This window comes from Leptolyngbya sp. GGD (genome assembly GCF_026735145.1).
Taxonomy (GTDB): domain Bacteria; phylum Cyanobacteriota; class Cyanobacteriia; order Leptolyngbyales; family Leptolyngbyaceae; genus Leptolyngbya; species Leptolyngbya boryana.
Genome location: NZ_JAPQKE010000009.1, coordinates 191778 through 213286 on the forward strand (window position 1 = coordinate 191778; position 21509 = coordinate 213286).

Here is a 21509-nt window from a genome sequence, read left to right on the forward strand (position 1 = left end):
GATCAAAAGCATAGTAGCGTTCTTCAATTCTTTCAAATCAAATCGCTCACATAGTAGGGAAAACGCATAAAAATTTGAGATCCCTATAGCTTCAGGATTTCAGCCTTTAAGTATTTGTGCTCACGAAGTCCGGAGCCATTGCAGGATAGTCACTGGATTTTTTCATGCGTTTGCCCTGGCTCACATAGAATTAGAGTTATTGCCAAAGTCTTTCTTGCGTTATAAACGTTCACGATCTCAGAATTAATTCATCGTTTATAACGCAAATTTGTTTAAGGTTACAAACAAGAGGAGCAGCTATGGTTCGGCTTTGAATTCGGGGGGATCCCACCGAGCATCTTTCTGCTGAGTCAAGAGTGGAGGAGGAGAGAATACGATAGATTAAGTTTGATGAAAATTCATTACTAATAGGAGTGTAACGAGGTTCAACATCATGGCCAGCTATTCCGTGAGACTGCATCTGCAACTCTAAGATCTCTCCATTCTGCAACTCAAATTTTATTGTTTTCTTGCTCACACATATGGGCTGGATGTCTAGAAGCAAAAAAGACAGAAATTCTTTCGCGACAATTTCGCCTTGTTCAATGTCAAATATCTCCACTCTGTCAAAAGCTCTTTCATGAAATTTTTGCTCAAAGTTTCTCGAGTACATATTTCTTAATGACAGGTTGATGTCGCGAGAAGTAAGCTTTATCTCATTGCTGCTACCAAACGACAAACTAGCTTTGAATGCCGTAATTCGACTCTGTAGTTGATAGTATTCATTCTCTTCCACAAGGATACTCATAAGGTTTTTTGGGAGACCACGCTGTGGATTCTTATGCTCCTTAGAGAAAAGGAGTGCACTTAAGTTATCAAGAATCCATAAAAGAATTGCAAATCCCATGAGACTTTCCTCTATCAAATTTCCAGCTTATCTACTTGAGCTACGTCCGAATTTTATAGAACTTATCGTTTAGCCTTCGCGACTGTAAACAGTGTAAGGATAAAGGACAATGAGGATTATGTCCAAGTAACATCCAGTGGCAATCAGATAAGCAATAAGTTAACAACAGCAATAAGTCCTCATCTGCCAATGCCAGAGTATCCACCGTATATCCCTGCTCCAAAAACAGTGTCTGGTTTTGTCATGTCTCGATAACCTATAGTACCTGAGCCATTGCCGATTCTCACAACTCCAAGAGTTTTCCTAAAAAATTTATTAGGAAAAGCAGCAGTACCAATGCCAAAAAGCCCTTTTAGGGAAGAGGGTCCATCTCCATATATCCTGTCAGTCACTACTTCAAAATCTAAAGATCGATTAACAACCTTGTCTTCGGGATTCTGTGCAGCAACTTGTAATCCACCTCCTACAGCCCAAATATTGTGCGTCCAGATCTTTCCTGTATCTGAAGTGGCTGTAGCTTTTGCAAAGAAGAACTCTAGTTCTACTTTAGCCATGTTATCCAGAGGAGTTCCAGTTTCTAACTTTCTATCGAATCTGGATGAATCCAGAGCACTGATTTCCATACTGCCTTTCCAGATAATTTTAGGTAGAGGCGAACCTCCATCACCAAAGAGCAGACGCGCACCTTGATAGGCAATATAGATTTTTTGCAGTGCGCCTAGTATAGCGAAGACAATGTTAGTCTCAGCAGCTGTTGACACTTTTCCACTGGGGTCGCTATACATAATAGGATTAGCATTGCCATAAATATATCTATGGCGCGATATAGGCTTTTCCTGCCAACCCTCAAACGGATCTACTGTAGTAAATCGTCCTAATGCTTGAGCATAATATCGTTGACGTAAGTAGTAGCTTCCCAGATCTGAATCAAACTGTTCACCTGTAAATAAGTATTTGTTACTTACGGAGGTTAGTTTGATGGTCGTATTGCCGAAGGCATCATAACGGGAGTTCAACGTGCATTCACATGAGAATTACAGAGTGAGTTGCACAATAATCTCTCTATTTGCTGTCTTAAATGTCCTATACTTACCAGTTAACGTTGGCAAATATAAGTATTAAAATAAATCGACTCTTTGACAAGTGAAGCTTACGAAACAACCTGTTTCAATGCCTCCAGGTAGAGGGCTGTCAAGTTCTAGTAAAATAGAGCCTACCTCTAACAGCCCCACTTCATCATTCTTAACTCTTGCACACACTGAATGACCGAATGTTGACCCAATTCGTTGAATTGATGCGACTTCTGCATCGCAAAGCGCAATTCCTTGCGTTTCAAAAGCTAGTAGTGGCTGGCTAATGACATCTCCAATCATTTTTTCGCAAGGCTGGCAGAAAGCGACACATTCATAGACTCCGTCTGTTAGATACACAAGTGCTTCTTCAGCATCTCTCGACAAATATTCAATTTCTCGAACTTTAACTTCTTGGCTCATTAGTCCCACCCTAAACTTGGAGCTTTTTTCTGAATCTCTTTCACTGATTTGATATGGAAGGTAGTGATGATATTTGTATTATCACGCCTCACACCGACAAAAGCTGCTTTAGATTTTCCTGCACCGCCTATGATCTTGACATAGCCGTTCATCTCAGGAACCCAAGTACCAACTTTGATGACGTGGTTAGCATCTTCGATGTAATCTTGCACATTATATGATGTGCGATTCAGCACAGTCATAACTTCGCCACTATGTCTTGTAAAATGCTCGACTGCCTCATTGCCTGCAAAAAATTTATAGCGTTGAGTTAGCGCACGAAGAGCAAACGTATTTTTAAGGAATCTAGTTGCTAAAGGGATGGCAGCTATAATTCCAAGCCCTAGTAGCCCTTGAATGACAAAATCATGTGGATCGGGTCTCTCTCCCATTGCCATGCCAATCAGTCTGGAACCGTTATCGATTTGTAGTCCTGAAAGAACATCGCGGATAGAGTTTGCTGCTGCGTGATCCATCATTGTGAACAGTCCAGTGGGATCAGTTGCATTCACTGGATTGTTGTGGGCGTAGAGATACTTGTGCAACGTTAGAGTGTCATCTAACTGCCCTTCATAAGTATCTCTCCTCGTAAACCGTCCTGTGTCGGAATCATAGTATCTTGCTCTCAAATAGTAACCGTCTAACTCTGAGTCAAGTTGTTCTCCGGCGAAGAGATACTTGTTATCTACATTGCCTGTTTGATTGCTCTGATTCCCAAAGGCATCATAACAGGAGCGCTGAGGGCATTTGGAATGTGCATGGCTGTAGGTGCTGGAAACGCGATCTGATTATTCAGATGGAAGATAAATCGTAAAATCTACATCAATGCCTAGCTTTGTGAATTTTGCTTGCACCTCTTTTGACAATCTAAACTGAATCGAAGGTAAGTAGGGTTTAGTAGGAACTAGCTGACAATCTAAGACACTCCAATAGTCTCGGCGTTCAAATTCCTGAAACGCAGAACGGGCAGGAGAAAGAGTTTGTAGCCAGAATTTCAATTGTTGATGCAGACTCTGATTAAGCTGTTTGCTTGTCAGACTTCGCGACCAACGATCCCAGTTCATTCTTGAATCAAAGTCTCTCTGTCCACCATTTGTGAGAGACGGCATCACGGCTTCGCCTTGACGTTTAACTACTTCAGGCAAAAGATTCAAACTCTGATTGACAAAATCGATGTCAATATTCTGACCGCAAATGAAGAGAATTGTGGTTGCACGATAATTGCAAGTTGAGTTGACCATAAGCAGAATAGATGATTTAGATAACTAGGAACAGTTTTGCCAGCTTACAAGAAGAACTCAGTCCTCGTGACTAACTTAAAATCTTAAATTGTGTCCTTGAAGATTCTCAAAATCTACTCTGTAATAACCTCGGCTGACTGGTTTGATTCCCTTCGGATCATTTTCATTCCACTGTCTTGAATATACTTGTGAGCTTCCTTGAAATACTCCACCCTCTGCTTGTGCGTTTTTCGCTTTCTTTGTAACCCCAGCCATTGCTTTTATGAGTGCTGTATCATGATCTTTAGGGAACCAGCTTGCTAGTGTTCTACGATACTGCCACATTGCGAATACAGCCTGCCCAACTTGACTCACAGTGACACCTAACAAAGATGAATTTTCAATTGGAATTCCGAAAGTGTTGCCTGGATCGTCCTGCAATTGAAGTCTCATCCGATTCTGCTCCTTCTTATCATCAACGGGTGGGGCCTTTGGTTTTTTCTTCCAATCTGGATCTGGTTCTTCATCTGGTCCAATTCGTAAGCTAGTCTCTCCTTTCTTGTTCGTCTCTTGTATGACTACGTAGAGAGCAGTAGTCGCTACACCCATAATGATAGCCCAAGCTTTTGCTGTTTCTAGAACGCTAGGACTTAGGGCAAATGTATAAGCTCGAGCTGCAAGTTGACTCAATAAATTCAAGTTCCCAAGTGATTCTGTTAATGTCATAAATCCACTTGGATCGATTCCATTGACTGGATTGTTATGAGCATACATATACTTGTGTAACGTGAGTGGTTCATATATATGCCCTGAGTACAAATCTGATCGAGCAAAGCGCCCATTATTAGAATTGTAGAATCGATCGCGCAAATAATAATCGCCCAAAGTCGCATCAAACTGCTCCCCTGCAAACAGATATTTGTTTGCGATCGCGCCTTCATTCTTGACCCCATTTCCAAAGGCATCATAACGGGAGTTGAATGTGCATCAATGAGGAAATCAGAAGTGTGATCGCACTGCAAATGTTACAGAAAATCTTCCGATTGAACCAATCTCGCGCCTGACTAGCCTGCCAATCACAGAAATTCAAATGTTTTGAGCCAGTGAACAGAGAGGTGATGAAGATTCAGGCTCTGAATTGTCACAGGCTCGACCCATGATCACGAGTTTTTCAGAAGTATTACCAGTAATAGGGTGCAAGGTGACACAAACAATGGGAGTGAGTATCAGGATGCATATTATACTCCATTCATACTCTGCCAGATTCAATCTCAGCCTCTGCTTTTTGCGCTCTAAAGTCATCGAGTAATCCAAAAAATTTGTCTAAAGCATCTCTTTCGTCCATTGAATAGAAGAAGAGTAAATTAGCCCAACCATGATTGGTTTTGATCGGACAAATCTGCCGCAACCAATCTAAGAATTCGCCAAACCTGACATCTTCGTCCAACTTCGTGACATTACTTTTCCGACGAGCAAAATCATAGCCGTAGTAGAAAGCCTGAAGATCAAAGATTGAGTACCTCGGTAAATATAGAGTTGGTCGCTTTCTGATTTCGTCCAATAGCTCATAGAAATCTGCGCTTGAGTGTTCTTCAGTCATTTGTATTACCTCATGAATCATATCTCGATGAATCTTAGGGCAGGAATGGTTCATCTCTGACAATTCTAAGTTCTACACCAAGAGGTGCAACGAGGTCATTTCGCCATTGCTCGTATGGTTTACCTTTCGGATAAACATTATCAAAAACCATCTGCTTACCACCTACATCTACTACGATTGCTTCGTGATAGCCATTCGTTGCGATTTGTCGTTGCACACCATCGTCCCAAATAAGTCCTTGTACACCTCGATTTCCTCCTGTTTCCAAACGGATGTGTCGTCCTGCAATATTGTTGCGCTGAAATTCAAATTTAATCAATTCCGCACACTCGTCGCATGTCCCGATTCTGGCTAATCCTCGACTAACGATTGCCCGATTTGCAATGCGACCGATCGAAGCTGCGCGTCTTGCTGTCGCGATCGCATATCCAAGCATTGGAACTGCTGCTAGTAGAGCCAAGCCAACCAGATTGTCTCTAGCAAAATCACCGGGAGTCGTTTCATCTCCCATTGCCATGCCAAATAATCTTTGACCAGCATCGATTTGTAGACCAGCTAGGACATTGCGTATGGAGTCAGCTACCGCAAATTCGCCCATCGTGAAGAACCCGGTCGGATCAGTCGCGTTGACGGGATTGTTGTGTGCGTAGCTGTACTTGTGAAGTGTCAGTGGCTCATTTTGCCTGCCTTGATAGATATCTTGTCTTAAAAACCGACCAGTTTGCGAATCGTAGAAGCGATCGCGCAAATAGTAATCGCCCAGACTCGAATCAAACTGCTCACCTGCAAACAGATATTTGTTCGCGATCGCCCCCTCACTCTTCACTTTTTCTCCAAACGCATCATAACGGGAGTTCAATGTGCGTCAAAGAGACCGATTAGGGATTCAATAACCAACAGATATTGAATCCCTAGAAATGCTGTTTAAGTGCATCCATCAACACTGAGACATATTTCTGAAGAATCACCTGCTCTTTCTTCAATGCGTTTGCGTTAGATAGTTCAACCTGTAGGCTTCTAGAAAACAATAATAGTGCATCAATTACTTCTTTGAGTGAGACACTCCAATTTACTAAGTTGTCTTCAGAAGTAAGATAAAAGACTCTGTTGTCTTTCTGATATTGAAAATTCAGTGAGAAAGGTCCATCCATGAAAGAGAAGTTACCTTGTTCTTCTCCCATACTAATTCTAATAATATTGGAAACCCACCATCCTAATATGACGTAACCAAAATCTACCCATCCTTGCTCTGGGTAGCTTATCCCGTCATGTTCCCACCATACCTCGAACATCAACTTACTCCCATCTAATTCAGAGTTTAGAAAGGTTTGATTATCAAGCCGATGAATTATTTGCACTTTCTATTTACCTCAAAATACAACGAATCAGCCGAAGCCTCAAATTGACAAAAGTGAGGCGCTCAATCTCGTCTAACAGGATAAGCAGTTTCTACCATCTTCGTCTCCTGACTAAACCACATCTCGATTACATACCCAGTCTCAGGATCTAAACCTTGATAAAGCATTCGACGCTCATTCGTAATCAAGTTATCCTGTGTTTCAATTTTCTCGCGGTTCTTCCATGCGTTTTTAACAGCACGTTGAATTTGTTTCTCTGATGTCAGTGCCCAAAAGACATCTTTTTTTCCACTCTGTTGAGCAGTTTTGCCCCATGCACTGTGACGATCGTAGATATGGGTCCAATCAAAGCCTTTAGCCGCAGGACCTTGAAAAGAAGCTGAGAAAACAAACTGAGCGAGATCAACGGCATCTGTTGAGTGTCCTGTATGTTGAGCCATGTTCGGCGCAGGTTGACCATTGAATCCTCCAAGTGGCTCTGGTTTCCAAGTGTTTTTCCATGCCAGTATCGCATCTAGCACAGTTCTTGGTCGGTTTCCTTCCCCAAATTCTCCAAGCGGTTCTGGTTGATAATCCCTGACGGTGATGAGATATGACGAAGCAGCAAATATCGTAACAAGGGCAAAAACAGCAGTCAAGTCGCCCATCGTCAGAGCAGATAGCCCTGTCGGATCAGTCAGATTGGTAGGATTAGCATGGGCGTAAATGTATCTGTGAAGCGTCAGACTGTCTGTTAGTCTCCCCTCGTAAGTATCTCTGCGACCAAAACGACCAGAGCGAGGATTGTAGGAGCGCTGCCGTAGGTAGTAATCACCTAAATCTGAGTCGAATTGCTCCCCAGCAAATCCATACTTGTTGCTGATGTCGCTTGTCTGAGAGATCGTATTACCGAAGGCATCATAACGGGAGTACAATGTGCATTATCGAGAGCCAAACATACGTTGGAGAAAGTTGGGTGAGAATCAGTACAGAACACTAAAAAGGATTTTAATAAAGCTCATTCACAGCAATTAAATCAATAGCCCTCATCATCAAGTTTGAGTTGTTCCATAATTGATAGCCATAGCCCATCTTCATAATTAAGTGCTACTGAATCAATTACCTGCATCTTCTGACTAAAGCTATCTAAACGCTTGAGCACATCATCATACTGACGCGAGGATTTCTCATAAGCAACAATAGAAGCAGCCAATTGCTCAAGACTAGAGTTGCAAAATCCAATAGATTTATCTATTGGATTGATGTACACGATTCTGTTCCCATTATCTAAATCAAGACATATTCTATTAGCAAGATTGACCTCGGCTGAGAAAATAGCTTCCTCTAGCTCTAGTTCTTCTAATTTTTTTGCAATTCTTGACAGACTAGCATTGCGATCTAGACCAATTTCATCAAGGTGTATAAATCTTCCAATTAGCTGAGTTACAGCTCTACAACCTATTGTAAATAGGTTGCCAAAGGATTCACTAAATTGATGCAGTTTTACGTCTTGATCAACCGGCTCAAAATCCATTGAAAATCTAAGGTAGCTTACCACCATGGGTAAGCCCAAGCTTAAAATGGATTTCTTGATCTCAGGTGAAAGATTAATTTTATCTAGAGACTCTGGATATGCGTAAACTAGATTCTGCTGCTCAAAAACCTGGCTCATTTCATCATTCAAACTCATACACATATACCCTTGATTACTTGAAGTCTACACCGTACATTGTGAAGTCCAAATATTTCCGGTCTCTTGAAATAGTATTCATTCCATTGTTATATGGATATGTCCAATACACTTTCGCTTGAGGAAAAGTCGTTCTCAGAAAGTCAGCGCAGGTTGCACTACACGGTTCAAACTCAGAGTAGATTCTTGTAACGTTCTTGGGATGAATTCCAAGACTTTGTAACTCACGACCAATCATATATTCAGCATGTATTGCTACACCTGCCTGTTTCTCGGTTACATTTTCGGTTGCTCTTAGATGTAGCTTACCACTGGCATCCCGATACTGAAAAACTGCCACGTTACGAGTCTTGGACACTTGATTTACGCCTCGATATAAGATTGCTTCCTGTACAAAGTCATATGCAGGATTGAAATTGATTTGTCCCCCTAAACCGCGAGTTGGGTCTATCTCCGAAAAAATATCGGTTGAGAGAGGGTTTATACCACCGATATTGAAGGGATTGAAGATGTTGGCGATAGTACTTGCTATGGTCAGAATGGCAAGTACCTGAACCATATTCATAGCAGAGTAACCAGTAGGGTCAACGTAATTGACCGGGCTGGCGTTTCCGTACAGGTACTTTTGTAAGGTTATTGGTTCGCTTAACCTACCATCGTAATCATCGCGTCTACCAAAGCGTCCACTCTCAGAATTGTAGTAGCGCTGCCGCAGATAATAATTGTCTAAATTGACATCAAACTGTTCGCCCGCGAACAGATACTTGTTGTCTAAAGCGCTTATCTGGGACACCAAATTCCCAAAAGCGTCATAACGGGAGTTGAATGTGCGTCAATCAGGGAACCAAAGCGGAACGTGAACTCAGAAGAAAGATGATAAACATTTCTTTGGGGAAATCAAGTCGCGAGTCTCGCTTGCCATCGAAATATGAGTACATAATTTCTTCAGTTACGCCGCATCTTAGCTGCTATGTAAGTGACAGTTAAGTGAAAACAACTCAATAAAATAAATTCTGTTGTTTTCAGAAAACTGAGCGAGAGCGTTTCATCGATTTGAGAATAAGCTGTAATTGCTTCTGCTTTCAGTATCGTTGGACTTCCATACAGAAGTGTAGAAAAACTGTAGCAAAATAATGCTAGTCCTGGCGTGGCAGATGATTGCGTCTTGTTTTTTGCAGACAAGATGGCTGTGGTAAGGTTGAGTAGATCAATCCAGAGTCCTATTACCCAGAGATATGCTAACTGCTTCCAGGCTCTTGATTGCAACGCATCTCTGAAAAAAGAGAGTTGTACGTAAGACGACAAGAGTACTAGCACACCAATCATTCCAAGTAAGCTGACCAAAGGCAGCCAATCTGTGCGTAACTTTTTAGAACATTTCATCATGGTCTATAAATCCGTTGTCCCAGAAGTCCTTTCCAGATCTCATGCCCCTCTGGATAAGTGATTCGCTTAGCATCGATTACTGTCACTGAAACTCCATTTGATTTTGGATAGACAGGTTGCCCCATCAGTTTTGCCCAATCTCCTCTTCCTGTACGTTGCCAGTTTTGCCAAGTGTCGCGTCCTAGTTGTACCCAATATTTTCCACCTTCTCTAAATCCTGGGGGTGTCCCATTACTCCAATGCGTGAATTGTTGACCCGCAGTTGGTGCAGCGGAGCGAAGGAAGACTCCTCCAAACGCTCCTCCTACCGTTGTGGCTACCAATAGTGATTCAATTTCAAATTCTTCTTGCTGACCTGTAGCGATGTTCAATCCTTGAACCGCTAGGCTTGAAGATGCTCCGCTAATTGCTCCTCCAATCACTCCCGCTAAAATTCCTCCCCAGGAAGCAGTCCCCGCTACGGATGCGATCGCTGCTCCTACTAATGGACTAATGAATCCGAGTGAGAATCCTGCTGCTGCCCCGCCCAAAGCACCACTAGCAGACATTTTCAAAATGTCACTCAGGCTTCCTCCTGATGCAATTCCGCCTAATGCTCCCATCGATCCGCCAATAAGCGCACCGAGCGTAGTGTTGTACGCTGCAAATTCGGTAAGCGTAGTCAATCCTGATGGATCGATTAGGTTTGTTGGGTTTGCATCAGCATATACATATTTTTGAAGAGACTTTGGAATCTCGATCGTGCCTTGAAAAGTGTCTCTTCTGAGAAATCGTCCAGATTCACTGCTGTAGTAACGTTGTCGAAGGTAGTAATCGCCCAGACCCGAATCAAACTGCTCACCCGCAAATAGGTATTTATTTGAGAGCGCCCCCTCGTTTTTAACCCCATTACCGAAAGCATCATAACGGGAGCGCAACGTGCTAAAAGGGATCTTAGAATTGCTCCTTTTGGAAGCAGAGTTTTCTTTTAAAGCAAATAGTGAAATTTAAGGCAGAATTTAAAGCACAGTTCTCTCGTTAGCGAAATCAAGAATGACTCATTTTATGACTCTGGTAATTATGTCTCCGCATACAGTTAATGTTCGGGAGAAAGTCAGGGAAATGCTAGCTCCTTTTTACTCTGACCTGAATGTTGAACCGTACAGAGAGTATCTTGACCAGAAAGATTTATTGAAAGAAATCCAATATTTATCAACGCTTTCACAGCAGGAGGTTGAAGAACTAGCAAGAAAATGGGAAGTTCCACATGATGATATCGAGACATTGGCAAAGTTAAATTTGGACTGGTACGACGATGAAGTTACGGGTGTTGATGAAAACGGATTTTACCGTATGACAACAATTAATCCCTTAGGAAAATGGGACTCATACGAATCAATTGAGGCAGAGCCAGGAGAAGATACGCCAGCGATTTCCTATCCCTGTCTAGTCTTGACTCTACCGCCAGTCATACCTTATGCAATTGTTACTCCAGATGGAAAGTGGTATGAGGCAGGTAGCGAAGTAGGTATACAAACACTAAAAAGAAGTTTGCTGAACGCTAATGATTCAGAGACACCAGAAGAAGCTGCCTGGGGGTTGACAGTAAGAGAAATTCTAGCTCGTTATTCAGATCACATAGTTACCGCCTTGAATTGTCATATCTAGCTCATGCCTATATACATAGATGGTTCATCCCTAAGCAGTTTCCGGTGGTAGCTCTTACCAAACAGACCCTTAGATCCAACCATATCTCGCTACTATCGATGCTGCTGCGATGGCTGCGATTAGAGAAACATTAGCTTGCTGAATGTACGATGTGGTTGACGACAGTGAAGGTTGGAATCCGGGACTGAGAGAAGTTTCAGGCTCTCCACCTTCACGCCATTTTTTAAGCTGTTTTCTAGCAGCCGCAGTCAAAGCGCCGAGTGCAATGATGGCATCAGCAAGATTGTTTCTCGTAGTATAGTAAAGTACGCCATTGTCATTGTAGTAGATGGCAGTAAGACTACCGTTTACGATAATTACCGATCCAATATTGGGAATTGCTTTCCATGTTGTGTTTGGCATATATTCTGGTTGTAGTGATGCCTTATAAATCCCCATTTTTCTCGAAGCCTCCCTCTGTCCTCTGGGGGTGAACGGTTTTACTTCCATATAATGCTTCTGGTCGTAGTTTAGAATATCTGGGCACAACAATCTATTTTTACCTACTCCACACCCAATTGCAGTATTCGTCCCAGTATAGATATTGTCACCAATGAAATCTGGATCAATGCTGTATTGACTAGCGATCGCGACTTCAACTAGGGTTCCAATCTGAGATCGAGATAGCTCTTCAGGATCTTGAGAAGAAAATCCTGTTGGATCGACAAGGTTTACTGGGCTAGCATTGCCGTAAATGTACTTGTGAAGCGTCAATGGCTCATATAAGCGCCCTGCGTATGTGTCTCGTCTCGTAAATCTTCCAGTGCTGGAGTCATAGAATCGATCGCGCAGATAGTAATCGCCCAAAGTCGAATCAAACTGCTCACCCGTAAACAGGTATTTGTTCGCGATCGCTCCTTCATTCCTGACTCCATTCCCGAAGGCATCATAACGGGAGTTGAATGTGTATTAACGAGACCCAAAGCTAAAATTTAATCCAGCAAATTCAACAGATGCACTTTTTAGGTGTTACGCCTGATTTATCGTGATACTTCGGAATTCTTCATTATGTTGGCAGTCTCCTCCCTTCCTCAACCTCAAGTCATTCCATTTCCTACAGTTTTCCCCATCGGACTGCCAACTCGCCAACCACTTGCGATCGCACACACAACCGAAGACCTGATTGAGCTTTGGCTACATGATAAAAGTCCGAATACACAGGACAACTATCGCCGTGACCTGCGGTATTTTCTGGAATTTATCAATCACAAATCACTGCATCTTGTGATGTTGAATGACTTGCAAGCGTTTGCTGATTTCCTCATTGAAAAAGGGTATGCCTCTGAAACGCGGCGCAGACGTTTAGTTGCCATCAAATCCCTCCTCACCTTCGGACACGATCTTGATATTCTGTCGCGCAACGTCGGGCGGACACTCAAACTTCCCAAAGTCAAAATCACGATCGCTGAACGAATTCTCACCGAAGCCCAAGTCTTTGCCATTCTTGAGCAGACTAAAACCACACGAAACTATGCTTTGCTACGTTTTATGTACGCAACTGCTGCGTGAATTGACGATCGATAGCGTGATCGCAGCCATCACCTTGACCGAGGAAGAGAGATCGCAAGCCGAAGCCCAATTTGACGAGCAACAGCAACTCAATGGAGACACAGACCGCCAAGCCTGGACGCAGCAACGTGGAATTTCTGCCACTCAGTTGGAGCAGATCATGACTCGTCCGTGGCGGATTCAGAAATTCAAGCTTCTCACCTGGGGCAATCGCTTAGAGTCTTACTTCCTGACCCAGAAACCCCAGTATGACCAAGTAACTTACTCACTGTTACGTACCCCTGATCCAGAAATTGCTCAAGAACTCTACTTCCGCATCAAAGCTGGGGAGCAAACCTTTGCTGAACTTGCCCGTGAATACTCTCAAGGCGCAGAAGCCGAAACGGATGGTGTCATTGGTCCCGTTCCGATGAGCCAACCCCATCCTGCTCTTGCTGAGCGACTCCGCCATAGCCAACCTGGACAGATTCACCCGCCCACTCGCATGGGGGAATGGTTTGTTCTCTTACGCTTAGAGGAAATTGCGTCTGCCCAACTCGACGAAGCAATGCGACAAAAGCTGCTCGATGAACTGTTTGAAGCTTGGATTACTGAAGCTTTATCCCAACAAGCTAAACCCGCTCAATCCGCCCCCGCTCTTGCCCTCAGTGCTTAACCGACTCGCATGACTTCCACCGCAATCTCCATTCCTGCTTTTCTTGCCCGCACCCCTCCGTTTGACCGCTTAGATGCTGCCCTGATCGCTCAAATTGCTCCCAAGATGCAGCAGTTACGCTATCGAATGGGACAAGCGATCGTCTTGCGTGAAACCTTACCTGCTCAAATTGTGATTCTGCATTCGGGGACAGCAAGACGAGTTGCCTATTCATCGCTCTCACCTGTGCCTGACACTCTAGAACGACTCAATTCAGGTGCGATTATCGGATGGAACAGTCTGATTCGAGGAGTGGCTTGTGAAACGGTTCTTGCCTCAACTGAAGCGATCGGACTGACATTCAGTGCCAGAGAATTCCGAGCTTTATTACAGCAACATCCAATATTCGCCGAGGCATTTCACATTCAACCGAGCCTTAGCGAACTCTATGACCTAGTAGGGGCTGAACTACATCGAAGTGCGATCGGAGAAGCAAATTTAGCCGAACTAACTCAGAGATCGTTCAGTAACGCGATCGCACTCCATCTCCCCCAAGGCAATTATCCAACGGATGACCTTAATCCAGAACTCCTCTGGTTGCTGAGTAGCGGAACGACAAATCTTGAAGTTGGCAGCCGAATTGAAGGCGAATCGATTCAAGTGAGTAGTGAAACGGCTCGGTTAATTGGCGTTTCTCGATCGCTGTTCATTCCCCCTCAACCTGAGTCCCAGATCGAATCCGCAAAACCGGGTCTGGACGTTTCTGAGATTCCCTATGCTCCAGATCGTCCTCCAGAACTCGAAGAAGACACTCCACAGCGCAAAGTCAAATATCCGCACGTTTCAGGACGCGGACCTGTGGATGGAGCGCTGGCTTGTTTTCAAATGCTCAGTCAGCTTTGGGGACTCCCGTTTCGTCGCGATGTGCTGAGACGTGCTTTAGTGCAGCAGCTTCAACGTGCTGGAACAGTTTCACTGCAATTCTGCGGTGCGATCGGAGAATTGATGGGTTTAACTGCACAACTGGCAACGATTCCCGCTGCGGCAATCAGTAGAGTCCAAACTCCCATTCTGATTGGATGGCAGGATAGTTTTGCCATCGTCTACAAAGCTACCGAAAAAGAACTGGTCATTTCAATTCCTGAGCAAGGGATTCGACGGATGAAACCCGAATCTTTTGCGGATCTCTGGGAGGAAGAAGGTGAAATTTTACTCCTCCAACCGACGAAAGAAACGCCGAAACGCAAATTTGGACTGCACTGGTTCATCCCCTCCGTCATTCGTCATCGGCGCGTGTTGATCGAAGTGCTAATTGCTTCGTTCGCAGTGCAACTTCTAGGGTTAGCCAACCCACTGTTGACTCAAACGATTATCGATAAGGTAATTGTGCAAAACAGTGCGGATACACTCAACATTCTGGGTAGCTTACTGATTGGCTTAGCAATCGTGGAAGGGGTCTTAACGACACTCCGCACCAACTTATTCGTCGATACTACCAATCGCATTGATATGAGCCTTGGCAGCGAAGTGATCGATCATCTCCTTCGCCTGCCGTTAAGATACTTTGAAAAGCGCCCTGTGGGTGAACTCTCCACACGAATTGGAGAGCTAGAAAACATCCGGCAATTCTTAACTGGAACCGCTTTAACGGTTGTCCTTGATGCTGTTTTCTCGGTTGTCTACATTGCGGTAATGGTTTGGTACAGCTTGCTGTTGACGGTCGTGGCGCTGTCAACGGTTCCATTATTTGCATTGCTGACCTTAACTGTTGCACCCATCATTCGCCAGCAAACCCGTACTAAAGCAGAGCGCAATGCAGAAACACAATCCTATCTGGTTGAAGTCGTTTCTGGAATTCAAACGGTTAAAGCGCAAAATCTAGAACTGAGATCGCGTTGGAACTGGCAAAATTTGTATTCCCGTTACATTGCGGCAGGGTTCAAAACGGTTGTAACTTCAACCACCGCAGGGAGTCTCAGTAACTTTCTCAATCAACTCTCAAGCTTGCTATTACTATGGGTGGGAGCCGCATTGGTTTTGAAGGGAGAGTTAACTCTCGGTCAGCTCATCGCATTTCGCATCATTGCAGGCTATGTGACAAATCCATTGCTCCGATTGATTCAGTTGTGGCAGAACTTCCAAGAAACGGCATTATCGCTGGAACGGCTGAGCGATATTCTTGATACTCCCCAAGAAATTGATCAAGGCAATCGCAATAACATTCCCATGCCTGCGATCGCTGGAACTGTGAGGTACGATAATGTCTGTTTTCGCTTTGAGAAAAGCCCGAATCGTCAACTCAACAATATTTGCTTAGAACTACCCGCAGGTCAATTCATCGGAGTTGTAGGACAAAGTGGGGCGGGTAAAAGTACGCTCACGAAAGTGCTGAATCGCCTCTATGACCTCGAAGAAGGGCGGATTCTAATTGACGGCTATGATATTCATAAAGTTGAACTCTATTCGCTACGCCAGCAGATTGGAACGGTACTTCAAGATACGCTCCTCTTTGATACGACCGTTCAGGAAAACATTGCGTTGACCAATCCTGATGCCACGCCTGAAGAAATTGTTCGAGCTGCAGAAATCGCCTTTGCCCATGACTTCATCATGGATTTACCCCAAGGATACAACACTCGTGTCGGAGAAAGAGGTTCAGCCCTCTCTGGAGGACAACGACAACGCATCGCGATCGCTCGAACCGTCCTGCAAAATCCCAATTTACTGATTCTCGATGAAGCAACTTCTGCACTCGATTACCATTCGGAACGTCAAGTCTGTACCAATTTGATGCAAGCCTTTCGCGGACGCACTGTGTTTTTCATTACTCACCGCTTGGCAACGATCCGCAATGCCGATGTGATTTTGATGATGGATAAAGGAACGATCGCAGAAATGGGAACGCATGATGAATTGATGGAACTACGTGGACAGTATTTCTGCCTCTATAACCAGCAAGAAACGCAATTGTAGGATAAGACGATGACCGTAAGCCCCAACTTTGAACCAAATCAATCGGGTAGTGAGGCGAATACTCCTCCAGCAAAACCACCCCAAAAAACGAAGTTACCTCGATTTGAGCATCCAAGTGTATTGCAACAATCGAATTTCTGGTCACGAGCAATTCTGTGGACCTTTATAGGCGGACTGGGATTAGGGCTGGTGTGGGCTTGTACCGCAAAGATCGAAGAAGCAATCCCGGCACAAGGAAAGCTGGAACCGCAAGGGGCAGTCAAAGAAGTTCAGATTCCAGTCAATGGAGTCGTGAAAACAATTCTGGTCAAAGATGGACAGCGGGTGAAGCAGGGTGAAGTGCTTTTGACGATCGATCCTACAACTCCCAAAGCACAACTTGAGTCATTGCAAAAAGTTCGCACGACTTTACTGCAAGAAAATGCCTTTTATCGATCGCAGTTAGCAGGAACCGGAGGGGCTACAACGACGATTGTAATTCCTCCGCAATTTCTGAGCTTGACCCGCAGCAGAGCTGCGCTACTTGCAGATACGGTGTTGATCCGTGCTCAGTTAGATGGTTCAGGTGGAGAAGCGTTAACGGCAACACAGCAAGAACGCTTACAATCGAATCAAGCAGAACTATCAACCCGTGCAACCGCAGCACAATTGGCAGGTGATCAACTCGATCGACAGCTGGCTCAAACCGGAGTCAAACTCGAATCTGCTCGGCGAACCTTAGCACTGAATCAAAAAATTCTGGCAGATGTAGAACCCCTAGCAAGAGATGGAGCAATTTCTAAGATTCAATTACTGAAGCAGCAGCAGGAAGTGGAATCAAATCAATCTGAGGTCGCGCAACTCGAACAAGAACAACGCCGCTTGCAATTCGGCATTCAAGAAGCTCAGGTGAAAGTTGAAAATACATTGGCAGTCGATCGTAAAGATCTCACTCGACAACTCTCGGAGAACGAGCAGAAGATAGCAGAGATTGATAGCCAACTCACGAAAGCGATCGTTGAGAATGATAAAAAACTGGCAGAAATTGATAGTCAGATGGCTCAATCGAAACAGACTTTGCAATACGGTGAGTTACGTGCCCCGTCTGATGGCATTGTCTTTGAGCTAAAAGCGAATGTACCAGGCTATGTAGCAAATTCAACTGAACCTGTCCTGAAAATCGTGCCCGAAGACGCGCTGGTAGCAAAAGTTTCAATTACGAATCAAGATATTGGTTTTGTCCGCGAGGGAATGTCTGTCGATGTGCGAATTGATTCGTTCCCGTTTAGTGAGTTTGGTGATATCAAAGGCACATTGTCCTGGATTGGCTCAGATGCACTGCCCCCAACGCAGGTTCAGCCGCTATATACGTTTCCTGCCAAAATCAAGCTTGATCGTCAAGCGCTCGGCACAAATGGTCGATCTATATCCTTGCAGTCTGGGATGTCGTTGAGTGCAAATATCAAAATCCGTAAGCGCACTGTGATGAGTATCTTAACTGATCAATTTGCCAAGGTGTCAGAAAGTCTCAATCGTGTGCGATAGTAGCCTTATAGGTATCAATTCTCCTATATATGTTCAAAATCAAGCACCATAATCCTTGAATATTCAAGCGTTACTTAATATTACACGACAACTTTCACGTAAGCGATTTCTTACTATTTCTCAAAGCGCTAGCGAAATTGTTCTGGTATTGCTTTGCAATCAGTTTATATTGTTTTGGATAAAAGTGTTCTTGAATCAGTTCAAAGGCTGATAGAAATCGTTGCGCTTGCTCTGGGGATTTGAATTGCAGCATTCGTCGCTCTCGCACTCTTGCCGGCTGACGCAAATTCTCTGCTCTATTGTTCAATTCTTTGTGTTATTAATGCTCCCCGCTCCGCATCACTCGTTAAATACACATACTTAAAACAATATGAATGAGACCTGTTTGCTTGCCACTTTATAATCTTTGCGACACAGCTGGTTTTCGCAGGATCGTTGAGCGATTTTTCGATCGAGCAATGTTGAAGCGAATGAGAAATCGTGTCGGACATGAGCAGGGAAATTGCAATCAACAGATTGAGCCGTCTCTCAGTTTAACGAACTCTTAGCACTATGAGTTTGAGATCGAGCAAATTCGCTTCCCGCAATTAAAATAGCACCCCAACAAAACAATCACATGACCAACGCACAACATTGAAGAATTTTCTCATGTGTAGAAAGTCTAAATAGTTAACGACGTTTGTTCATCCTCTCAATTCATCGATTGGGAGAAATCTTTCTTGGAGATTCAACTATGAGTTACGCTTCCGATGATTCTCACAACGTTCCAGTTCTCAACCAGCAGGTCATATTACCGCAGTTTGCTTTTTTTCAGGTTGTGAAAGTGAAGTCAACTGGAGAAATTGCCACGATTATGGGCATGAAGTACGACTTTGGTAGCCAGCCATCTGAAAACCGCGATGGAGAATGGTTTTATCTACTAGGTGGCTTAACACAATCGATAGCAACTTGGTGGAAATTTGACCTGCTTCGGAGCCTTGATCGTCGTTAGAACTTCCCGCAGTACTTCGTTGAGCCAAACGCCCAGTGGAGTGATTTTTCCTCAAAGTCGTTTAGCATTCCAAGCAACTGATGAATCAAGATCTTTCTCAAGAACTGGCTGCTCGTCCACTCAGCACAATGAAACACCTACTGATCTACATTCAAGAAACCGCGATCGATTCAGAACAGACTCCGATTGCTCCTGATGAAGTTGCAATTGTCGCGAATCTTACCATTCAACGGCTAGTATTGCAGTATCCGTTTCTTGATCAAACCATCCAAGAAATTCTAGACGATTTACGCTTTAGCAAATGTTAAACGCTTGAACTACAAACCAATCAGAACACGGCAAGAAGTTCAAATACTTCATTGAAATTGGAGAAGAAATGTCTAACCAGAAACGGCACTCGCGCGCGCCTAAAAAACAGCTAACTGAAAAACAAATTTTGCTTGACCAACGGAGCCGATCGATTAAAGCATCGCTGCTAAGAGTTCTGTCACTTGATATAGCAGCACTCTATCAGATTAATTCTCAAAGACAAAGTGATTCTTCAAAGCTTTGGGAATTAAATCGCAATGTTCGAGATTCTTCCATGGAGCCAACTCATTCAAGTGTTGAGGATAAGCATGAAACGTCACGTCATCGTTTACATCCGGAAAGGATTGAAAAACAATCACCCGAATCTGATCAGCAGCCAATCCTGAACCAACAAACAGACGGCCTTCAGGAACAAGCAACAATAACGCTGCTTATTTTTCGATTGCTTGCGTTCTTCATTGGTTTACTAGTTCATCATATCATTCAATCCTATCTCTCTACTCAATCAGTCACTTTACTCGGGATCGCGATCGCAATTAGCAGCATTAGCGTTCTTTTAACAGTGATCTTTATGCCTTGGAATCGCAAACTGCTGTGGAATCTGTGTAGTCTATTTGCAGGGCTGTTGTTCGCAGTCATTGTGTTATGAAACGATCTACCAAGCAACGAGTCTTTCAAATTTGGATAGTGATTGTTGTACTGATTGCGATTGCGATCGCAGCAATTCGCTTGATATGGGGACACCATTTCCAATCTATCTTGTCACTCACGCGCTCACCCAACCTGATTGACAATCAATGTGTAGAAATCATTACTCCTGATGCGCTACTCAATCAAAGTCAGATTTTGAAGCTGATTAGTCTAGCGGAGCCGACAAGTAAAGTAAGAGTACGAGCAATTCTTAAAGCTCCTTACTGCAAGTTAGAATCGATCTCAATTCGAGCAGGCGTTAAATCTGAGCGGGAAGCTTATCTCTTAAACTATGATCCAACGCTTTGGGTGGTTGTTCTCTACGAAGGCAACACTTTTGTTGGCGTTCGGATTGTGCCACGCAACGACTCATGTCCTTCTGGATAACTGCGAAATCGAGTCAAGTGATTGTCGATCGAATATCTAACCGGATAGACTATGAACGAAGGTTTCTTTATTCAAGTGATCGAAGTACCAGATTCTCCATTTGCTGAACTATTAGAACGATTTCCAGAGGGATTTCCAGCACTAATGTTGGCAGACCAAATTAGCGGCAATCTTTATCCTGCACGATTCAAGAGATCGAAAAGTGGTGACATTTTTTGGTTATTGGATCGCCAACAATTACGACTCGATCAATGGGTTGCTTTAGACATTCTACATGGACAATGTATTGAGTGCGTTTGGATCAATTGGGAGTTGTACGCTGAACTGACAGGTGAACTTAATTCAGAAGAGCGCTCTAACGATGAGGAATCCCTATACCCAATATTGGTAGAAGTTCCGAATATTCCGCTCGTTCTGTTTGGAAGCTCCTTTGGCATCTCTGAACGTTGGGTCGAAAAAAGTGATCCTCGAATTCAACGCATGATCCAGGCTCAGAAAGTTCTACGCTTCACAGAAAGCCAAATCGAACCACTGTAATGAGGTTTGAGCAGGATTTATCACAGATCATTCAATTGTTTCCCAACAAATTCACCACCTTTGCCTGAACCATATTGTCTTTCACGTACAAAGAAGCAACGGAAATTGGCAACTTAAACCGCCGCGGTCCTGCACTCCCTGGATTTAGAAAAAGCACACCTTCTCGCTCTTCAATACTAGGCTTGTGGGAATGACCACTAATTACAACTTGAATACTTGCTGTTTTCGGATCAACCTTGAGGTCTTTGACAGTGTGTAGCAGGTGAATTGAGACATTTTCGATCGCGATCGTTTCTATCTCCGGAATAGTTTGTGCCCATGCTCCTGTATCATTATTTCCCCGCACCGCAACGACCGGAGCAATAGTCCTGAGTTCTTCAAGAATTTCTGGCTTACCAATATCTCCCGCGTGAAGAATTAAATCAGAGCCCATTAGCGCCTCGATTGCTTCTGGACGAAGCAACCCGTGCGTATCCGAGATGACGCCAATCTGAGTTCCGATTTTTCGTTGCTGCTTGCCGTTGACCATATTTGAGAAACTGTACCCTTCGTAGCTCAGATTGAACAATCTCTATTTTAGCTCTGATCCCAGAGCAGAAATTCGTACTCAAGCTATAT

General features: G+C 43.8%; 25 protein-coding genes and 4 pseudogenes. 10 read left to right on the forward strand and 19 right to left on the reverse strand.

What is annotated here, in order from left to right; genetic code table 11:
• Window positions 1-229 precede the first annotated feature (229 nt).
• The 17 genes and pseudogenes from OU814_RS27590 to OU814_RS27660 form a co-directional block, all read right to left on the reverse strand.
• On the reverse strand, window positions 230-886 hold the full coding sequence (locus OU814_RS27590) for a hypothetical protein (protein ID WP_268242799.1): 657 nt from the start codon (window positions 884-886) through the stop codon (window positions 230-232).
• 179 nt (window positions 887-1065) lie between these two features.
• Window positions 1066-1902 (reverse strand): RHS repeat-associated core domain-containing protein, encoded by an 837-nt coding sequence (locus OU814_RS27595; RefSeq protein ID WP_268242800.1) that lies wholly within the window; start codon window positions 1900-1902, stop codon window positions 1066-1068.
• Between the two features lie 102 nt (window positions 1903-2004).
• Window positions 2005-2379: a hypothetical protein gene (locus OU814_RS27600; protein WP_268242801.1), complete on the reverse strand. Its 375-nt coding sequence runs from the start codon at window positions 2377-2379 to the stop codon at window positions 2005-2007.
• Window positions 2379-2897, reverse strand: a complete 519-nt coding sequence (locus OU814_RS27605; RefSeq protein ID WP_268242802.1) for a hypothetical protein — start codon at window positions 2895-2897, stop codon at window positions 2379-2381. Before OU814_RS27605 ends, OU814_RS27600 begins: the two co-directional genes overlap by 1 nt.
• Window positions 2898-2915: 18 nt before the next feature.
• Window positions 2916-3134, reverse strand: a pseudogene (locus tag OU814_RS31410) (RHS repeat-associated core domain-containing protein); the annotation flags it as partial.
• 72 nt (window positions 3135-3206) lie between these two features.
• Window positions 3207-3659: a DUF4279 domain-containing protein gene (locus OU814_RS27610; protein WP_268242803.1), complete on the reverse strand. Its 453-nt coding sequence runs from the start codon at window positions 3657-3659 to the stop codon at window positions 3207-3209.
• Between the two features lie 75 nt (window positions 3660-3734).
• Complete coding sequence (locus OU814_RS27615; RefSeq protein ID WP_268242804.1) at window positions 3735-4364, reverse strand: hypothetical protein; 630 nt, start codon at window positions 4362-4364, stop codon at window positions 3735-3737.
• A gap of 15 nt (window positions 4365-4379) precedes the next feature.
• Window positions 4380-4595, reverse strand: a pseudogene (locus OU814_RS31415) (RHS repeat-associated core domain-containing protein); the annotation flags it as partial.
• Window positions 4596-4887: 292 nt separating this feature from the next.
• Window positions 4888-5238, reverse strand: a complete 351-nt coding sequence (locus tag OU814_RS27620) for a hypothetical protein (protein ID WP_268242805.1) — start codon at window positions 5236-5238, stop codon at window positions 4888-4890.
• 34 nt (window positions 5239-5272) lie between these two features.
• Window positions 5273-6097 carry a papain fold toxin domain-containing protein gene (locus tag OU814_RS27625; protein WP_268242806.1) on the reverse strand — a complete coding sequence of 275 codons (825 nt, stop codon included), beginning with the start codon at window positions 6095-6097 and terminating at the stop codon, window positions 5273-5275.
• A 52-nt stretch (window positions 6098-6149) separates the two neighbouring features.
• Window positions 6150-6530, reverse strand: coding sequence for a hypothetical protein (locus tag OU814_RS27630; RefSeq protein ID WP_268242807.1), 381 nt, complete (start codon window positions 6528-6530; stop codon window positions 6150-6152).
• Window positions 6531-6658: 128 nt separating this feature from the next.
• Entirely contained in the window at window positions 6659-7510 is an 852-nt protein-coding gene (locus OU814_RS27635) for an RHS repeat-associated core domain-containing protein (RefSeq protein WP_268242808.1), read from the reverse strand.
• A gap of 101 nt (window positions 7511-7611) precedes the next feature.
• Window positions 7612-8265: a hypothetical protein gene (locus OU814_RS27640; RefSeq protein WP_268242809.1), complete on the reverse strand. Its 654-nt coding sequence runs from the start codon at window positions 8263-8265 to the stop codon at window positions 7612-7614.
• A 16-nt stretch (window positions 8266-8281) separates the two neighbouring features.
• Window positions 8282-8830 carry a nucleic acid/nucleotide deaminase domain-containing protein gene (locus tag OU814_RS27645; RefSeq protein ID WP_326498335.1) on the reverse strand — a complete coding sequence of 183 codons (549 nt, stop codon included), beginning with the start codon at window positions 8828-8830 and terminating at the stop codon, window positions 8282-8284.
• 21 nt (window positions 8831-8851) lie between these two features.
• Window positions 8852-9067, reverse strand: a pseudogene (locus tag OU814_RS27650) (RHS repeat-associated core domain-containing protein); the annotation flags it as partial.
• A gap of 143 nt (window positions 9068-9210) precedes the next feature.
• The gene (locus OU814_RS27655; RefSeq protein ID WP_096735606.1) at window positions 9211-9648 is read right to left on the reverse strand and encodes a hypothetical protein; all 438 of its coding nucleotides are present in this window, start codon (window positions 9646-9648) and stop codon (window positions 9211-9213) included.
• Window positions 9648-10568, reverse strand: coding sequence for an RHS repeat-associated core domain-containing protein (locus OU814_RS27660; protein WP_017291742.1), 921 nt, complete (start codon window positions 10566-10568; stop codon window positions 9648-9650). The genes OU814_RS27655 and OU814_RS27660 overlap by 1 nt, the downstream gene beginning before the upstream one ends.
• A 127-nt stretch (window positions 10569-10695) precedes the next feature.
• On the opposite strand from OU814_RS27660, the gene OU814_RS27665 reads away from it, so the two are divergent.
• The gene (locus OU814_RS27665; RefSeq protein ID WP_148664755.1) at window positions 10696-11298 is read left to right on the forward strand and encodes a hypothetical protein; all 603 of its coding nucleotides are present in this window, start codon (window positions 10696-10698) and stop codon (window positions 11296-11298) included.
• Between the two features lie 69 nt (window positions 11299-11367).
• Here OU814_RS27665 and OU814_RS27670 read toward each other — a convergent pair.
• Window positions 11368-12216 (reverse strand): annotated as a pseudogene (locus OU814_RS27670) (RHS repeat-associated core domain-containing protein); the annotation flags it as partial.
• A 129-nt stretch (window positions 12217-12345) separates the two neighbouring features.
• Between OU814_RS27670 and OU814_RS27675 the strand changes: the two are divergent.
• The 9 genes from OU814_RS27675 (at window position 12346) to OU814_RS27720 (ending at window position 20891) form a co-directional block, all read left to right on the forward strand.
• On the forward strand, window positions 12346-12846 hold the full coding sequence (locus OU814_RS27675) for a tyrosine-type recombinase/integrase (RefSeq protein ID WP_268242810.1): 501 nt from the start codon (window positions 12346-12348) through the stop codon (window positions 12844-12846).
• Window positions 12809-13501 (forward strand): peptidylprolyl isomerase, encoded by a 693-nt coding sequence (locus tag OU814_RS27680; RefSeq protein WP_268242811.1) that lies wholly within the window; start codon window positions 12809-12811, stop codon window positions 13499-13501. The genes OU814_RS27675 and OU814_RS27680 overlap by 38 nt, the downstream gene beginning before the upstream one ends.
• 9 nt (window positions 13502-13510) lie before the next feature.
• On the forward strand, window positions 13511-16453 hold the full coding sequence (locus OU814_RS27685) for a peptidase domain-containing ABC transporter (RefSeq protein ID WP_268242812.1): 2943 nt from the start codon (window positions 13511-13513) through the stop codon (window positions 16451-16453).
• 9 nt (window positions 16454-16462) lie between these two features.
• Window positions 16463-17977, forward strand: a complete 1515-nt coding sequence (locus OU814_RS27690) for an HlyD family efflux transporter periplasmic adaptor subunit (RefSeq protein WP_268242813.1) — start codon at window positions 16463-16465, stop codon at window positions 17975-17977.
• A gap of 733 nt (window positions 17978-18710) precedes the next feature.
• Window positions 18711-18968 (forward strand): hypothetical protein, encoded by a 258-nt coding sequence (locus OU814_RS27700; protein WP_268242814.1) that lies wholly within the window; start codon window positions 18711-18713, stop codon window positions 18966-18968.
• 80 nt (window positions 18969-19048) lie between these two features.
• Window positions 19049-19276, forward strand: a complete 228-nt coding sequence (locus OU814_RS27705) for a hypothetical protein (protein WP_017291757.1) — start codon at window positions 19049-19051, stop codon at window positions 19274-19276.
• Window positions 19277-19344: 68 nt separating this feature from the next.
• On the forward strand, window positions 19345-19926 hold the full coding sequence (locus OU814_RS27710) for a hypothetical protein (protein WP_268242815.1): 582 nt from the start codon (window positions 19345-19347) through the stop codon (window positions 19924-19926).
• Window positions 19923-20354, forward strand: a complete 432-nt coding sequence (locus OU814_RS27715; protein ID WP_268242816.1) for a hypothetical protein — start codon at window positions 19923-19925, stop codon at window positions 20352-20354. The genes OU814_RS27710 and OU814_RS27715 overlap by 4 nt, the downstream gene beginning before the upstream one ends.
• Before the next feature lie 51 nt (window positions 20355-20405).
• On the forward strand, window positions 20406-20891 hold the full coding sequence (locus tag OU814_RS27720; RefSeq protein ID WP_268242817.1) for a hypothetical protein: 486 nt from the start codon (window positions 20406-20408) through the stop codon (window positions 20889-20891).
• Between the two features lie 31 nt (window positions 20892-20922).
• Here the strand turns inward: OU814_RS27720 and OU814_RS27725 are convergent, their stop codons facing one another.
• On the reverse strand, window positions 20923-21420 hold the full coding sequence (locus OU814_RS27725; protein WP_268242818.1) for a metallophosphoesterase family protein: 498 nt from the start codon (window positions 21418-21420) through the stop codon (window positions 20923-20925).
• Window positions 21421-21509: the final 89 nt, after the last annotated feature.

Bases quoted from the DNA above. Each gene is read 5' to 3' on its own strand.
- OU814_RS27590 (WP_268242799.1), bottom strand. From the start codon at position 886: ATGGGATTTGCAATTCTTTTATGGATTCTTGATAACTTAAGTGCACTC.
- OU814_RS27600 (WP_268242801.1), bottom strand. From the start codon at position 2,379: ATGAGCCAAGAAGTTAAAGTTCGAGAAATTGAATATTTGTCGAGAGAT.
- OU814_RS27605 (WP_268242802.1), bottom strand. From the start codon at position 2,897: ATGATGGATCACGCAGCAGCAAACTCTATCCGCGATGTTCTTTCAGGA.
- OU814_RS27610 (WP_268242803.1), bottom strand. From the start codon at position 3,659: ATGGTCAACTCAACTTGCAATTATCGTGCAACCACAATTCTCTTCATT.
- OU814_RS27615 (WP_268242804.1), bottom strand. From the start codon at position 4,364: ATGACATTAACAGAATCACTTGGGAACTTGAATTTATTGAGTCAACTT.
- OU814_RS27620 (WP_268242805.1), bottom strand. From the start codon at position 5,238: ATGACTGAAGAACACTCAAGCGCAGATTTCTATGAGCTATTGGACGAA.
- OU814_RS27630 (WP_268242807.1), bottom strand. From the start codon at position 6,530: ATGTTCGAGGTATGGTGGGAACATGACGGGATAAGCTACCCAGAGCAA.
- OU814_RS27640 (WP_268242809.1), bottom strand. From the start codon at position 8,265: ATGAGTTTGAATGATGAAATGAGCCAGGTTTTTGAGCAGCAGAATCTA.
- OU814_RS27645 (WP_326498335.1), bottom strand. From the start codon at position 8,830: ATGAATATGGTTCAGGTACTTGCCATTCTGACCATAGCAAGTACTATC.
- OU814_RS27655 (WP_096735606.1), bottom strand. From the start codon at position 9,648: ATGAAATGTTCTAAAAAGTTACGCACAGATTGGCTGCCTTTGGTCAGC.
- OU814_RS27665 (WP_148664755.1), top strand. From the start codon at position 10,696: ATGACTCTGGTAATTATGTCTCCGCATACAGTTAATGTTCGGGAGAAA.
- OU814_RS27675 (WP_268242810.1), top strand. From the start codon at position 12,346: ATGTTGGCAGTCTCCTCCCTTCCTCAACCTCAAGTCATTCCATTTCCT.
- OU814_RS27680 (WP_268242811.1), top strand. From the start codon at position 12,809: ATGCTTTGCTACGTTTTATGTACGCAACTGCTGCGTGAATTGACGATC.
- OU814_RS27685 (WP_268242812.1), top strand. From the start codon at position 13,511: ATGACTTCCACCGCAATCTCCATTCCTGCTTTTCTTGCCCGCACCCCT.
- OU814_RS27690 (WP_268242813.1), top strand. From the start codon at position 16,463: ATGACCGTAAGCCCCAACTTTGAACCAAATCAATCGGGTAGTGAGGCG.
- OU814_RS27700 (WP_268242814.1), top strand. From the start codon at position 18,711: ATGAGTTACGCTTCCGATGATTCTCACAACGTTCCAGTTCTCAACCAG.
- OU814_RS27705 (WP_017291757.1), top strand. From the start codon at position 19,049: ATGAATCAAGATCTTTCTCAAGAACTGGCTGCTCGTCCACTCAGCACA.
- OU814_RS27710 (WP_268242815.1), top strand. From the start codon at position 19,345: ATGTCTAACCAGAAACGGCACTCGCGCGCGCCTAAAAAACAGCTAACT.
- OU814_RS27715 (WP_268242816.1), top strand. From the start codon at position 19,923: ATGAAACGATCTACCAAGCAACGAGTCTTTCAAATTTGGATAGTGATT.
- OU814_RS27720 (WP_268242817.1), top strand. From the start codon at position 20,406: ATGAACGAAGGTTTCTTTATTCAAGTGATCGAAGTACCAGATTCTCCA.
- OU814_RS27725 (WP_268242818.1), bottom strand. From the start codon at position 21,420: ATGGTCAACGGCAAGCAGCAACGAAAAATCGGAACTCAGATTGGCGTC.